This window comes from Streptomyces sp. CB02923 (assembly GCF_001905005.1).
GTDB lineage: Bacteria > Actinomycetota > Actinomycetes > Streptomycetales > Streptomycetaceae > Streptomyces.
In genome coordinates this window covers 362,437-377,654 of the sequence record NZ_LWKZ01000026.1, presented here as the reverse complement: position 1 = coordinate 377,654, position 15,218 = coordinate 362,437, and the positions used below count along the sequence as shown (strand labels likewise).

Here is a 15,218-nt window from a genome sequence, read left to right as displayed (position 1 = left end):
CGTCCTCACCGCTCCACCTCCGCTTCCTGCGCGGCACCGGCGCCCGCGGCCGTGCCGGCCGGGCCACCGGCGCCTCCCCGAGGCCGGGGTCACACCCCCAGGGTCCGCCGGCCGCGAACGCCGGGGCACGGGCCGAACAGCCCTTCCTCCAGGCCGAACAGCCCTCTCCGGCAGGGCCGTCACGCCGTCGGAGCGAGGGGCGCGGTGCCGTGCTGCCGTGCCTACGGCCACACCACCTTGCGGAAGTCGTACGAGCCGTCCGGCTCCAATTCCACCAGCGCGAGCGGCTTGCCCACCGGGTCGCCGCGGTCGTCGAAACGGATCGGCCCGCTCACGCCGTACACCGGTTTGCTGCCGCTGATCTGTAACAGCATCTGGCGGGTGCTGCCGGTGGAGACCGGGCTGTTGCCCTGCCGGCCCGCGCCGTCGCGGATGGCCACGCCCAGGGTGAGCAGCGCGTCGTGGCCCATCATGGCCTGGCCGTCGGCCAGTTCGGTGTCCAGGCGGCGGATGTCCTGCCGGTAGTGGTCGCGGAACTGCGGCAGCGGGTTGTCGGAGCCGGGGTACGCGTCCGTCCACTGGTCGGGGTGGGCCAGTACGGTGTGGTGCACGGTGAGGCGGCTGAGTTCCCACACCTTCCGGAACGTCCGGCGCGCCTCGTAGCTCTCCGGTACGTCGAAGACGCCGATCACGTCGTCACCGGTGACCACCGTGGTCGGGCAGCGCCGGCCGGCGGCGGACATCGCCTCGATGAAGACGCGCAGCGCGCGCCCCCGGCCCGCGAAGTACAGGGCGTCCGGCGGATCGGCGCACACCCGGTCGGCGAGCGAGGAGAAGGCGTTGGCGGTGGCGGGGTCGGCCGAACTGTAGGCCAGCCCGAGGTCGGTGACCTTCAGGCCGTGGCGTGCGGCGGCCGCGGTGAAACTCCGGTACAGGGACGTGCTGTAGGTGTCCTGTTCGCTGCGGTCCCTGATGGTCGTCACACGGTAGGGGCGCTGCCGCCCCGGGCGGTTTTGCAGGGTCCGCAGGTGGCGCACCGCGGCCGATGCCTGGTCGGAGTTGGTCGCCGCGACCCGCCAGAAGCCGGTCTGTCCGGGCGGGTTGATGCCGTCGGCCGTCACGGTCGAGCCCATCATGGGAATCCGGGCCTCCCGCAGGGCGTCGATCGCCTGCTGGGTGGTCCGGCGGCTCTGCCCCAGGCCCGCCACGGCGACCAGGTGCCGGTCCCCGTCCTTCATCTCCTTGAGCTGGTCGACCACCGGCTGCCACTGCTGCGACCCGGCGCCGCTGTTCGCCAGCAGGAGCTTGATCTGCGGTGAGTCGCCGCGCCCGCCGCGCCCCGGATCGTTCAGCTCCCGCTGGGCCAGGTAGGCCCCCTCCAGTTCCCGCCGTATGCTGTCGCGCCCCCGGTCACCGGTGCCCGGCGTCATCGGCTGGAAGTAGGCCACCGAGACCCAGGGCTTGCCGGACTTCGCCACCCGGCGGTTCTCGTCGAGGATCTGCCGGGAGATGTCCCGAAGTGCCGCGTCGAAGACGTACGAGCCGTCGGTGACGCCCACGCACTCGCCGCGCGGCCCCTCCGCGTACACCCCGTCGGCACACCGTACGAACACCGCTTCGTACGCCAGGTACCCGCCGACGCCCAGGGCGCCCGCCGCGGCCACCGCGACGGCGGCCCGCAGCCAGGCGCGGGGCCGCGGCCGCGGGGCTGTGAGCTGGTCCTCGTCACTCATCCGGCGGTCACCAGGGTTTCCTCTCGTAGGCGGCCGCCCGCTGCCACAGCACGTCGTGGTCCGTTTCGTCGTTCAGCCGGCCGCTCAGGGTCTGCAGTGCATCGGCGATCTTCGGGTACAGCTCGGCCGCCGGATCCCCCAGCGGGTCGGACCACAGCGCCGCGTACGGGTCGGCCGCCGGGTGGGTGGTGATCCACCCGGCGACCAGCAGGCGGGTGACCGTCAGCTGGTCGGGCGGGCTCTGCGCCCGCGCGATCCGGTGCTGGAACTCCGCGCCCGCGGAACGCCCCAGGGCGTCCGCCTCCCAGCGGTGCGGCGCGCGCTGGACCCAGGACAGCTCCTCGCACCACGTCTGCGCCGGGACGTCTCCCTCGCACACGCCGAGGAAACGGCCGTGCAGATAGGCCGCGGTGCCCTGGATGTCACCGCCCGCCAGCCGGTGATAGGCGCGGGCGCGGCCCGACTCCGCGGTGTCCCGGAGGAGTTCGTGCGTGAGGTCCCACGGCGGGACGGCGCCGGAGGGCGCCGGGGCCAGCGACAGCCTGCCCAGCAGCAGTCTGCGGACGATGTCCGGCAGCGCGCTGTGCTGCTGCCCGTCGAAAGCGACCCGCTCGGCGTGCCGGTCGTCGTGGGCCAGAGCGCGCAGGAACCGCGCGGGGGCGTCGGCCTGCGGCCACAGGCCGGTGGCGCTCGCCGCCTGCCCGAGGGTGACGGCGGCGGCCGCGCGCGGCAGGGCCCGGTCGGCCAGTTCCCGCGGCAGGTCCTGGAGCAGCAGCTCCAGCAGCTCGTCCGCGACGGAATGCGGCCCTTCGGGCGCCATCACCATGCGCAGCCGCCGGCCGCAGGGCACCTCCGGCGCGAAGTCCTCCAGCGCGTCCAGCACCGCGGCGGTCGCGGCCGGGTGGCCGCGCGTCAGCTCGTGGACCGTACGGCCCAGCCAGGCCACCGGATGCGTGATGCCCGCCAGCGCCGCCTGCGGCATCCGCTTCGTGTACGGGCCGGCCCGCTCCTGCACCTCGGCCCGGTCCAGCGGACGCAACTGCGCCACCTCCAGCCGGGCACCGCCGCCGGGCCGGGCGACCATCCGCGGTACGAACAGCTCCGGCCCGTCCTCCTGCTCCGGCTGCTGCCAGCACGACAGGTAGTTGCCGAGCTGCCGGGGCCCTTGTTCCAGTTGCCGCAGTACGTCCGGCGCGCGGCGCGCACTCGCCACGACCACCAGCGGGTCGGGGAGTCCGGACCCGGCGGCCCGCGCCTCGACCAGGGCCTGGAGGAACGCGTCGCCCAGCTCGCTGTCGGCGTTGTCCAGCAGCACCAGGCAGCGCAGGGTGCGGATGCGGTCACCGCCGCGCTTGGTGTAGGCGCCCTGGAGGTCGGCGAGGAACGCCTGTAGCAGTACCGACTCGGCGCGCTCCCGTTGTGCCGCCGTGCCGTGCCGGAAGTGCTGGTTCAGCTCGACGAGGGCGTCCGCCGGCACCTGGGGCCGGGAGCCGCCCCGCGGTACCCGGCCCAGCCGCCGGTGCACGCCCCACCACACCCGGGCCCGCTGCCATCCCTGTATCAGCGGCACGGCCGCCGCCGACCAGCCGGGCAGCCCCATCGGCACGCCGACCGAGGTCACCAGTTCCCGCAGCACCGCCAGGGAATGGTCCTCCGCGCGGCCCGTCCGCAGCGCCTCACGCATCTGGCCCAGCGCGGCGTCCCGGCTCTCCGGGTCGGCCTCGGTGGACAGCGCCATCAGCAGTACGGCGAAGGAGGGCAGGGCCAGCGGCGGGAAGTCCGGGCGGCGGGCGTTGAGCTGGAAGGCGATGCGGGCCAGTACGTCGACGGGGTGATGCACCCCGTCGTCGAGCGCCGCGAGGTCCAGCGCGGCCATCGGCGCCCGGCGTCCCCAGTTCTCCAGGCGGCCCGACAGTGCGGTCTTGCCGCTGCCGCGGGGGCCGAGCAGCAGCAGGACCGGGTGCCGGGTGTGCTCACCGTGCGCCCGGAGGAGCCGCTGACCGACGAACTTCCGGATCATCAGATCACGTCGGGACTGCACCGTGCCCCCTCGTGGTCACCGTCGCGAGTGACCAGAATGCAGTAATCGGCGGCGTGCGCAAGACGGTTCGGGACCAGAGGAAACCGCTGTGCAGCATGAGGCAGGTGATGTTCGGCAGCGCCTTCGGTCCGCGCCGCACATGAGAGGAATGTGCGGCACCGGTACTCAGTAGCGACTCCCGGGAATGCCGGCGTCGCGCGGGCCGTACGGGGCGGAGTCCAGCCAGCGTCCGGCGCGGCGCGAGCGGGGCGCCGCGGCGGCGGCCAGACGCTGGGCGGCGCGGTGCCAGGGGGCGGGCGCGGTGAGGTGGGTCAGGGCGCACCCGGCCGCCCGGCGGTTGAGCAGGGCGGCCCGGTGGCGGGCGGCCGCGTAGCCGTCCACGTCGCCGGTGGTCACGGCGGCCGCGGCCGCCGCGGCGTCGGCGATGCCCGAGTTCAGGCCCCGCGCCCCGAAGGGGGCGAAGAGGTGCCCCGCCTCCCCGGCGAGCAGCACACGGCCCCGCGCGTCGGCGAGGGCGTCGGCGACCACCTGCTGGAACCGGTAGTGCGAGGACCAGGTGACGGCGCAGGCGTGCCCGTCCGGCAGCAGGCCGGGCAGCCAGTCCGCCGAGGCCCCGGCCAGCGCCTCCGGATCGTCGTCCGGCCGGCACTGGACGTCCACCCGCAGCCCGCCGCGGAACGGCACGGTCAGCACGTTGCGCCCGGCCATCCGCGGATCGAGGTAGTGGAACGCCCGCTCGCGCGGCAGCGGGTGCCCGGGGTCGTCGGCCACGTCGAGCACGAGGAACGCGTGCGGGGAGCGCGGCCCGCGCAGCCGTACGCCGATGGCCCGGCGCACGGCCGACCTGGCCCCGTCGCAGCCGACGGCGTACCCGGCCTGGTGCTCGGCCTCCGGAGTGCTCACCAGCACGCCGTCGGGCGCGGAAACGACGCCGGTGACCGGGGTGTCCCAGCGGATGTCCGCTCCGGCGCGGCGGCAGGCCGCGCGCAGCAGGTCCTCCATGACCGGCTGCGGGAGGCTGGAGAACGGCGCACGGTCCGCCGGGGGCGGGTCGTACGAACGGCGGTGGACCTCACGGCCCGCGAACGAGGTGCATCTCGCGCCCCAGACCAGCCCGTTGTCGACCAGCTCGGCGCCGAGGGCCGGGTCGGCGGCGGCGAGTGTGGCCAGCGACTGCCGGTGCAGGAAGATCGCCCGGCTGCCGGGCCGCGGTGCGCCCTCCGCCGCCGCCTCCAGGACGGTGACGGACGCGCCGCGGGCACGCAGCAGCAGGGCGGTGGCCAGCCCGACCGGGCCCGCCCCCGCGACGAGGACGTGTGGTGCGGCAGTGGTGTCCATGACGGCCTCCTAACGGGGCAGCCGGCCGCGCGCGACCTTGCCGCCCGCGGTGGTGGGGAGTTCGGGCAGGAACGTCGTACGACGGGGGATCTTGTACGGGGCCAGGTGCGCCCGGCAGTGGGCGAGGACCGCCGCCTCGTCGGCCGCCCGGCCTTCGACGACGGCGATCCAGGCCTGCGGGGACTCGCCGCGCACCGCGTCCGGCATGGCGGTGACGGCGACCGCGGCCACCGACGGATGGGCGGCGATCACCCGCTCCACCTCGGCGGGATAGACGGTGTAACCACCGCACAGGATCACGTCCTTGAGGCGGTCCAGGACGGTGACGCCCCCGTCGTCCGCCACCCGTCCGACGTCTCCGGTGCGCAGTTCGCCGCCGGGCGTCAGGACCCGCGCGGTGGCTTCGGGGGCGCCGAGGTAGCCGGGGGTGACGAAGGGGCCGCGTACCAGCAGTTCACCGTCCTCGCCCGTACGGACTCCGGCGTCCGGCACGGGCGGGCCCGCGGTGCCCGGGTGGTGGGGGTCGTCGGCGGGCGTGAGCGAGGCCAGGCCGGCCAGTTCGGTCATGCCCCAGCCCTCGGCGAAGACGGCGCCGGACCGTTCCTGCCAGGCGCGGGCGAGCTGTTCCCCGGCGGGCTGGCCCGCGGAGAGCGAACAGCGCACCGACTCCAGCGGCAGCCCCGCGCAGGCCAGCAGCCGCCGGTACATCGTCGGAACCCCCGCCAGCACGGTGGGGCGGTGGCGGCGCAGCGCCTCGGCCACCGCCTCCTCGGTGAAGCGGGTGAGGAGGACGAGGGAGGCCCCGGCGGACAGTGCGGCGTTCAGGACGTTGGTGCCGTACGTATGGGCCAGCGGCAGCGGACTGAGCACCGTGTCGCCGGGCTCCAGCGCGAGACGCAGGGCGATGTTCTCGCCGCCGAGCCGCACCGCGCACCGGGACTGGAGCGCTCCTTTGGGGCGTCCGGTGGTGCCGGAGGTGTAGGCGATGGTCGCGATGCCGGAGAGGTCGGGGGTGGGGGAGAGACCGGCGGCGGGGGAGAGGGGCGGAGTCCGGGAGCCTGGCGGTGGCGGTGGCGGTGGCGGGCCGGGCCCTCGGGCGGTGCCGGCCCCGTCAGCCGTGAGGATGAGCGCGGCGCCGCTGTCGGCGGCCGCGTGACGGATCTCGTCCGGTGCCGATGCGGCGTTCAGCGGGACGCCCACGGCGCCCAGTTCCGCCAGGGCGAGGTGGTCGACGACCCACTGGCGGCCGTTGGGGCGGCAGAGCACCGCACGGTCGCCGGGGCGCAGCCCCGCCGCGGCCAGCTCGGCGGCCCGGTCGGTGACCGAGGCGCGCAGGGCGCGGCGGGTGAGGGGACCCCGCTCGTCGATGAGGGCGATGTCGGGGTGGGGGCGGCGGGACATGAGGGGCTCGCTTTCGTCATGCGTACGGAAGGTGGACGTACGGAAGGTGGACGTACGAAGTGGGGCGTACGAAGTGGGGCGTACGGAAGGTGAACGAGGGAAGAGGGCCATGCGGATCAGGTCGCGGGCCGCCAGGCGGCCGCCGCGGCGTGGACCGTGCGCAGTACCTCGGCCGCGGTGCTGCCGCTCTCGTCGAGCAGCAGACCACCGGGCCGGCTGCCCACCGAGTAGTGGGTGTCGAAGAACGTCCCGACCTCGGCCGTCGCCGTCGCACCGCCGGGCCGGGGCGCACAGACCCAGGTCACCGGGGTGCCGGTGGAGGCCACGGCCTCGACCAGCGCGGGCATCTCGGCCACGATCCGCTCAGGGGCGAGCCGTACGGCCAGCACGAGCCGTCCGGGCACGCGCCCCGGGTTGAGCGCCGCACACCGCGCGGCGACCTCGCGGGGATGGCAGCCCGGCCGGGGACACAGCCCGACCACGGCGCCGGGCCGCGGCACACGGTCACCGTCGGCCGTCCACCGGACCTGGCCCGCGACGACCGGCGGGCAGGCGTCGAGGAACGTCATCAGCTGCGGGAAGTCGCCCAGCCAGGCGTGGGAGCGGGCCGCCGCCCGGTACTCCTCGGCGATCCACCGCGCTTCCCGCGGCAGCACGCCCGGCGCGGGGTGCCCGCCGGTGACGACGGTGACGGGCACGCCGGCCACATGCTGGACCAGCCCGGAAGCGGCCGTCGTCAGCGCTCCGGTCGCATGACGCCCGAGGTGCAGCAGGAACGCCTCGCCGCCCACCGTCGGGGCCAGCGCCGGATGGGCGTCCGGTACGGCGGGCCCGGCGCGCCCGATCTCCTCGGTGAGCGGACGCGGACGGCCCAGCAGACGCTGTCGCGACGGCGGCGCCGGGACGACGGCCTGCGGTGGCCGGACCGGAGCCGGACCGCCGCCGGGCGCCGGGTTCTCGCGCCCGTCGCTCTCCAGGCCGGCGGGCACCAGCCGCGGGTTGAACAGCTCACGGATGAACAGCCAGGGCCGGTCGCCGTCGAGCACCACGTACGACTTGAACACCGCCGGCCGGATACGGCCGTCCTGTTCCCACCCGGCCACGCCGACCTCCACCAGCCGCCGGCCGCGCATGGCCCCGGCGGCCCGCAGGCCGTAACCGATCGGCGTACGGCCGCTGGTGAGACACGCGGCCAGCGCCGGGTCGTCGGGGACGAGCCCCACGACGGTGTTGAGCGATACGGGGGTCAGCGCGGCGTCGGCCAGCGCGGAGCGCCGTACCAGGACCTGTTCGTCGCGGCCCAGGCTCAGGCAGCGGCGGGCCAGCGCGTCCTGCGCGGCGGCGGGCGCGGTGCCCTGGTGCAGCACGCGCAGCCGCAGCGGCGTGGCGAGCGCGGACTCCAGCAGCGTGGTGGTCAGGCCGTCGCTGGCGAGCAGCATCCGCGTCAGCGGGCTGGCGAACCGGGCGACGTCACCGAGGTCGAAGGGCCGCGGGGCCGGCCGGTCCGGGGACCGGCCATCGGCGCCGGCACAGCCGTCCGGCAGGTGGCGGTCGGTACTGGGATAGCGCAGTGGGGTGAACACGGTCAGGTCCTCTCCATGAGGGGGACGGTGCCGAGGGCGGCGGACGCGGGGTCCGCCGCTTCCCGGCGGGGGTGGGGGCAGGAGGTGCGGCGGCGGGCACGTGCCGCGCCGGCCAGCTCCCGCAGCAGCTGGGCGGTGCCGCTCCAGCCGATGCACGCGTCGGTGACGCTCTGTCCGAAGACCAGCTGACGGCCGGGGCCGGGGTCCTGGCGGCCGGGCACGAGGAAGCTCTCCAGGAGCACACCGCGCAGGGTGGTGTCACCGTCGGCGATCCGTACCGCGAGGTCTTCGGCGACCGCGTGCTGCCGCTCGTGCTGCTTGCCGCTGTTGCCGTGGCTGGCGTCCACGAGGACGCGGGGCGGCAGTCCGGCATTGGCGAGCAGCTCCGCGGCCCGGCGGACGTGTGCGGCACCGAAGTTGGGGCCTTCGGCGCCGCCGCGCAGGACGACGTGGCAGTCCGGGTTGCCGCTGGTGCGCAGCAGGGACACCGGCCCGGCGCCGGACGCGCCGAGGAAGGTGTGCGGTGCGGCCGCGGCCCGTACGGCGTCGACCGCGACCTGGACCGAGCCGTCCGTGCCGTTCTTGATTCCGACGGGCATCGGCAGGCCGCTGGCCATGTCCCGGTGCACCTGGCTCGCCGCCGTACGGGCCCCGATGGAGCCCCACGCGACGACGTCGGACAGGTACGCCGGGGTGGCCGGGTTGACCCATTCGCAGCCCACCGGCAGCCCGGACTCGGCGATGTCGAGCATCAGGGAGCGGGCTTCGGCCAGGCCGCGGCCGAGGTCGGCGCCGCCGTCCAGGCCGGGGTCGCCGACCAGGCCGGGCCAGCCGAGGCAGGAGCGCGGCTTCTCGACGTAGACCCGCATCACGACGAGCAGGTCGTCCGCCAGCCCGGCCGCCGCGTCCCGCAGCCGGGACGCGTAGTCGAGGGCGGCCGCCCGGTCGTGCACGGAGCACGGCCCGACGATGACGAGCAGCCGGTCGTCCCGGCCGTCGAGGACCCGTACGACGTCGTGCCGGGCGGTCATGACGGTGTGTGCCGCGTGGTAGGTCAGCGGCAGCCGTTCGGACAGCTGCGCCGGGTTCTCCACCGGGAGGACGCGGGTCTGGCCGCCGGTGGGGCGGACCCGGCGTCCGTCGCGGTGGCGGATGCGGGGAGTGGTCGGGGTGTCTGTCGGGGTCTGTGCCGGGGTGTCTGTCGGGATCTCTGTCGGGGTGGTCATGGTGGTTCGCTCCTTCGGGGCGGGGCGGGCGGTGTCCTGCGGGGCGGTGTGCTGTGGGACGGTGTCCTGCGGGGCGGTGTGCTGCGGGACGGTGTCCTGCTGGGAGGGGGTCCGGGGAGTCATGACGTGTGGCCTCCGTGGCCCCCGTGGCCTCCGGTGCCGTGGCCGCCGCCGTGCATCCCGGGGTGCATGTCCATCACCGGACCGGGCATGACGGTGAACGGGCGCATCATCGACTCGTCCTCGTGTTCGAGGATGTGGCAGTGGTACATGTAGCGGCCCGAGCCGCCGTCGAACTGCCCCAGTACGGACACCAGCTGGCCGGACCCGGCGGGCGCCGGCGTGGTGTCGCCGACCCGTACGGTGTCCTTCCAGCCGAGGTCGGCGCCGGTGACGGGCAGCTCCCCCGTGAAGGTGACGGGGGTGACGGTGCCGTGTCCGCGCACCGTGCCGTCGCCGCTGTACAGCCGCTGGAAACCGCGGGCGTCGTAGTTCTGCCGCCGGGTCTCCTGGAAGCGGATCAGGTGGATGTGGAAGGGGTGCACGGGACCGCCGAGGTTCAGGACGTTCCACTGCTCCCAGCTGCCTTCGCGCGCCATGATCGTGGTGGCGTCGTTGAACATCTCGGCGACCCGGCGCAGCGTCAGCAGGGGCTGTCCCGGCCGCTGCACCTGCACGATGCCGTCGCTGGGGATCTCCACCGACGAGGCGTCCCCGACGGTCTCCATCTCCCACATCATCGGCATCCCGGTCGCGGCGGGCGGGGTCAGCACGATCCACCGGTGCTCGTGGTCGGGGGCCGTGGCGTGGCTCAGCCGTACGTAGGACGGGCTGATGCGGCCGGGCAGCGTGAACGGGTCGTCCGCCGCCTCGTCCGCGACCCGGAACTGCAGCACCTCGGACGAGGGCGCCGGGCCGGGCGGGTTGGTGGCGGTGTCGGCCCAGTGGACGCGCATCCCCCGCAGCACGGAGAAGTCGGCCAGGATGTCGGCGCGTTCCGCGGGTGCCAGGGTCAGGCCCTGCTCCGGCAGCGGCTCCGGCTCGGGCAGCAGGCCGCTGTCCGTACCGATCTGGTGGAAGGCCCGGGAGACCAGCTCCCGGTCCACCGGTGTCCCGTCCTCGTGGCACAGGCGCAAGGTGTAGAACCGCGCGTTGGAGCCGTTGACCATCCGGAAGCGGTACCAGCGGGCCGCCACCTCCAGGTGCGGCTGGACGACGCCGTTGACGACGTTGTACGGGCCGAAGAACGGCCGGGGCACGTCCTGGGCGTCCCGCAGGACCTTGTGCATCAGCACGCCGGTCGGGCGGCCCTTCCAGTCGGTGTCCACGTTGCGGTCGCACAGGATGAGCGGGATCTCGCGGGCGCCGTCCGGCAGGCCGAGCGCCGCCTCCTCCTCGTCCCGGATCCAGTACATGCCGGCCAGGCCCGTCATCACGTTCAGCGCGGTGATGTTCATGGCGTGGTCGTGGTACCAGAGGGTGCAGGACGCCTGGTCGTTGAGGTATTCGGAGAGCTGGGTCTCGCCCGGCGGTACGGCGTTGTCGGTCCAGCCGTCGTTGACGCCGCCGGTACGCGCGCCGTGCAGGTGCACCACCGTCCAGGGCGGCAGCGCGGCCACCTTGCGGTCGAAGGTGTCCGCCGCAGGGTCGTAGCCGGGGCGCATGGTGTTCGCCGGGACCCGCGTCTCCACCTTGATCAGTGGGTAAGGGTCGCTCAGCCCATTGGCCCAGGACACCCGCAGCCGGGTGCCGCGCTCCACCTCGATCGTGGGTCCGGGGACCTGGCCCTCGTACGCCCACATCGGTGACGGAGGAAGTTGCGAGTGCAACGGAACGGTGACGGTCCGGGTCCGTACGGTTAGCTCGGCGCGGCCGGTCTCCGGGTCGGGCTCCGGCCGCAGGACCGGCGGAATCCGCAACGGGTCCAGGAACGGTTCCAGGGCCGGGGCCGCGGGGGCGACCGGGGTCTGCGGGATCACCGGGGTCTCCGGGACCAAAGGTGTCGAAGGTGTCTCCGGGGCCAGCGGTGTTTCCGGTGTCGAAGTGATTTCCGGGATCGAAGTGGTCTCCGGGACCGGCGGGGCGGTGGCCGCGGGGGCCGGACCGGTCAGGGCGGCCGGCTCGGTGGCGGTGACCGCCTGGGTGGGGGTCTCGATCAGCTCAGGCATCTCGGGGGCTCTTTTCCGGACGGCGGGAAGGTTGACTCCCTCACCGTGCGCCCCGGCGGCCCCTCGCCACATCGGGGAAAACACGGGCCCGACTACTGAACCCGACTACTGAACCGTTACGGACCCGGAGGCCCGCGCTACTGAGTGCGGGTACCTGACCGAGTGCGTATGCCCGGACTCCCGACGTGGACCTTCGGACGAGCCGGCCCGGAGGGGCGACCGGCTATTCGGGCCGCCGGTCCGGTTCGCCGCCGGGACGATCATGGTAATTGGTCTAGTCCTGTTTTGGTCCAGGCCATTGACATGCCCCTGTCCTTGGGGGAATTTCTTTCCGTCCCCCGTGTCACGTACGGGACTTGGTGGACATCCCCCTCATCGGCTGGACGGAACAGACATGAGACGCATCCCCTCCCTGCGCGCGGCCCTGACCGCCGCCGTCACCGCGGTCGCCGCGCTCGGCCTCACGGCGACCGCCACGGGCAGCGCGTCGGCCGCGACACCCTTGCCGGCCCACGTCTTCGCCCCCTACTTCGAGTCATGGACCGGCGAGAGCCCCGCCGCGAAGGCCGCCGAATCGGGCGCCAAGCACCTGACGATGGCGTTCATCCAGACGGCTTCCAAAGGCTCCTGCACACCGCTGTGGAACGGCAGTACGAGCATGCCGATCTCCCCGGCCACCTTCGGCGCCGACATCAAGACCATCCAGGCCAGGGGCGGCGACGTCATCCCCTCGTTCGGCGGTTACACCGCGGACACCACCGGCACCGAGATCGCCGACAGCTGCACCGACGTCAAGCAGATCGCCGCCGCGTACGAGAAGGTCATCACGACCTACGACATCAGCCGGCTCGACATGGACATCGAGGTCGACTCGCTGGACAACACCGCGGGCATCGACCGGCGCAACAAGGCCATCAAACTCGTCCAGGACTGGGCCGCGGCCAACGGCCGTAAGATCGAGATCTCCTACACCCTGCCGACGACCACCCGCGGCCCCGCCGCCAACGGAGTCGCGCTGCTGCGCAACGCGGTGAGCAACGGCACCCGGGTCGACGTGGTCAACCTCATGACGTTCGACTACTACGACAACGCCACCCACAACATGGCGGACGACACCGAGACCGCCGCCCAGGGGCTGCGCGACCAGCTCGCGCGGCTCTACCCGGACAAGAGCGACGCCCAGCTCTGGAGCATGATCGGCGTCACCGAGATGCCCGGCGTCGACGACTTCGGCCCGGCCGAGACCTTCACCCTGGCCAACGCCCGCCAGGTCTACAACTGGGCCACCGCCAAGAAGATCAACACCCTGTCGTTCTGGGCGCTCCAGCGCGACAACGGCAGTTGCCCCGGCGGCCCGGCCGCGGACAACTGCTCCGGCATCGAGCAGCAGACCTGGGACTTCACCCGTATCTTCGCTCCTTTCACCAGCGGTTCCACGACCCCGCAGAACGACTTCTCGGTGACGGCCGCGCCCGCCGCCGGATCGGTGACCGCCGGCGGCACGGCCACCACCACGGTGAAGACCGCGGTGACCGCGGGCGAGGCCCAGAAGGTGGCCCTGAGCGTCAGCGGCGCCCCCGCGGGCGTCACCGCCTCACTCAGCCCGGACTCCGTCACGGCGGGCGGCTCCTCCACCCTGACCCTCTCCACGACCGCGGCGACGCCGTCCGGCACCCACCGCATCACCGTCACCGGCACCGGCCCCTCCGGCAGCCACACGGCGTCCTACACCCTGACCGTCACCGGCGGCAGCGGCGGCCAGTGCACAGCCGCCCCCTGGACCACCGGCACGGTCTACACCGCCGGCCAGCAGGCCTCGCACAAGGGCCACACCTGGAAGGCCAAGTGGTGGACGACGGGCGAGGAGCCCGGCACCACCGGCGAGTGGGGCGTCTGGCAGGACCTCGGCACCTGCTGATCAGCTCCCGCATGGACCCCCGTCTGCCTGACTGCCCGTTCCCAACCGCCCGCTCCCGCCCGCCCGTTCCCGAACCACGGACCGGGCGGGCGGCGCGGCGCCCGGCACCGACCGGCAGACGGTGGTCCCGTCCGGAGGGCGTCCGTTCACGGCTGCGCTCCTGCCGTGACCCGACGCCTCGCGATCGGACTCGCGCGACCATGCCCCTGCCCCGGCATGACAAGCCGGCTTTGACCTGTTCACGCATCCGGAGATGCGGTGCCGGATTTCGGCGCCGGGTGCCGGAACACCGGCGATAGGACGATAGGGAAACTGTGGGCGGCGGGTATGTGGTCGGCGTGCGGAAAGACTGGAAGGGCCAGCACCTGCCAGGCCGTAAGGAGTTCCGATGCCTCAGGCCGCCTCACCGCCACACGAAGATGTCGACTACCTCCGCGCCTGGGCCGACAGCCGGCCCACCCTCAGCTGCGCTCTGTGGGACGGCGCTGCCGATCTGGAGGAGGCGCAGGGGCGCAAGCTCCGGCGGATCGCCGAACTGGCGGGTGTGCGGCCTGGCATGGACGTCCTGGACGTGGGCTGCGGTTTCGGGGGAATGCTCGACCACCTGGTCCAGCACAGCGGGGCACGAACCGCCCACGGCCTTGAACCCGGTGCATATCCGTGCCGTGAAATCCGCCGGCGCGCGACCCCTGGTGTCAGTGTCGACTGTCTGCCCTTCGCGGCCTTCCGGCCGGCTCGCCGGTTCGACGCGGTCATCAGCATCAGCGCAATCGAGTACGCCACCGGCTCCTGGTCGCCCGGACAGGACGAGGAAATCGGTGCCCTGAAGGACTTCTTCCGGCGGGTGCATCAGTGGACGAAACCCGGCGCGGGTCTCGCGCTGGAAGCGGTCGTCACCGGTCCGAAAGGGCTGGACACCGCGACATGGCAGGAGGGAAAAGACATGCTGGAGGCGGCGCAGCAGCCTCCCGGTATGCCGCCCGCCCTGCCGAATCTCCTCACTGCCGCGCAGGGGCTGTGGGAACCGTTGTCGGTGCGAGCCCACCGGCAGGACTGGGGACGGACACTGGAGGCGTGGCGCTCCCGGGCGACCGATGCCCGTGCGGCCATCAGCGCCCGCTGGGGAGCACAGGCCCACGACGCGACGATCCGCCATCTCGCACTGGAAGGTGAGATGTGCCGTGCGGGCCGGCTCACCGTGGCCCATCTCGCCTTCCGCCGTGTCGAGGAGCAGCAGACGTACCAGGAAGCCACCCCGGCCGCCTGAGCCGAGCTGGAACGTCGATCGAGGTCCAGGAACTCCGGCGACCGGTCGATCCTGCGCACCTTGGGTATGACGGGCGGGTTCAGGCGGGCAGTTTCGTGTCGACGACGCAGCTGATTTCGATGACCTGGCCGGGGAAGGTCAGTTCCGTGACGCCGAGAACCGTGCTGGCCGGGCGGTGGCCGCCGAAGTACGCCAGGTTGCCCTCCGCCGTCGCCGCGGCGTTCCGCCGCAGGTCCACCACGTACAGGACCTGCGAGACGACCTGCTTCCGGGTGGCTCCGTAGTGGTCCAGGACCTGGTCCACGTCGGCGTGGGTCCGCGTGAGCTGGGCGGCGAAGTCGTCCGCGTGGAGGAACTCGCCCGCCGCGTCGAGCGAGAGCTGTCCGGAGACGTGGATCAGCTCGCCGGACTTGATCGCCTGCGCGTAACCGAAGTCGCTCTCGGCCGGCACGCCGTGGTGGAAGACATCGATGACGGTCATGGTGCTCGCCTTTCCGCCTGCTCTCTTGTGGTTACTCGGGAACTGTAGGAGAGTGACCGCTG

The 15,218-nt window shown here is 73.5% G+C and carries 10 protein-coding genes; 2 read left to right on the top strand and 8 right to left on the bottom strand.

All coding sequences use genetic code 11. The annotated features are described in order from the left end of the window. Positions 1–221: 221 nt before the first annotated feature. The 7 genes from A6A06_RS33235 to A6A06_RS33205 form a co-directional block, all read right to left on the bottom strand. Positions 222–1,733, bottom strand: a complete 1,512-nt coding sequence (locus tag A6A06_RS33235; RefSeq protein ID WP_073766567.1) for an ABC transporter substrate-binding protein — start codon at positions 1,731–1,733, stop codon at positions 222–224. Between the two features lie 7 nt (positions 1,734–1,740). Then, a complete protein-coding gene (locus A6A06_RS33230) occupies positions 1,741–3,774 on the bottom strand; it encodes an ATP-binding protein (RefSeq protein ID WP_199931338.1) in 2,034 nt (677 codons plus the stop codon). Positions 3,775–3,939: 165 nt separating this feature from the next. Further along, positions 3,940–5,112, bottom strand: coding sequence for an FAD-dependent monooxygenase (locus A6A06_RS33225; RefSeq protein ID WP_073766563.1), 1,173 nt, complete (start codon positions 5,110–5,112; stop codon positions 3,940–3,942). A 9-nt stretch (positions 5,113–5,121) separates the two neighbouring features. After that, a complete protein-coding gene (locus A6A06_RS33220) occupies positions 5,122–6,513 on the bottom strand; it encodes a class I adenylate-forming enzyme family protein (protein WP_073766561.1) in 1,392 nt (463 codons plus the stop codon). Positions 6,514–6,629: 116 nt separating this feature from the next. After that, complete coding sequence (locus tag A6A06_RS33215; RefSeq protein ID WP_073766559.1) at positions 6,630–8,096, bottom strand: 3-deoxy-7-phosphoheptulonate synthase; 1,467 nt, start codon at positions 8,094–8,096, stop codon at positions 6,630–6,632. 2 nt (positions 8,097–8,098) lie between these two features. Then, entirely contained in the window at positions 8,099–9,445 is a 1,347-nt protein-coding gene (locus A6A06_RS33210) for a 3-deoxy-7-phosphoheptulonate synthase (RefSeq protein ID WP_242441079.1), read from the bottom strand. Then, entirely contained in the window at positions 9,442–11,490 is a 2,049-nt protein-coding gene (locus tag A6A06_RS33205; RefSeq protein WP_079194530.1) for a multicopper oxidase family protein, read from the bottom strand. The genes A6A06_RS33210 and A6A06_RS33205 overlap by 4 nt, the downstream gene beginning before the upstream one ends. A 394-nt stretch (positions 11,491–11,884) precedes the next feature. Here A6A06_RS33205 and A6A06_RS33200 point away from each other — a divergent pair, with 394 nt between their 5' ends. Beyond that, positions 11,885–13,408 (top strand): chitinase, encoded by a 1,524-nt coding sequence (locus tag A6A06_RS33200; RefSeq protein ID WP_073766557.1) that lies wholly within the window; start codon positions 11,885–11,887, stop codon positions 13,406–13,408. A gap of 388 nt (positions 13,409–13,796) precedes the next feature. Further along, positions 13,797–14,675: an SAM-dependent methyltransferase gene (locus A6A06_RS33195; protein WP_073766555.1), complete on the top strand. Its 879-nt coding sequence runs from the start codon at positions 13,797–13,799 to the stop codon at positions 14,673–14,675. Between the two features lie 79 nt (positions 14,676–14,754). Here the strand turns inward: A6A06_RS33195 and A6A06_RS33190 are convergent, their stop codons facing one another. Next, positions 14,755–15,156 (bottom strand): Rid family hydrolase, encoded by a 402-nt coding sequence (locus A6A06_RS33190; protein ID WP_073766553.1) that lies wholly within the window; start codon positions 15,154–15,156, stop codon positions 14,755–14,757. Positions 15,157–15,218 lie beyond the last annotated feature (62 nt).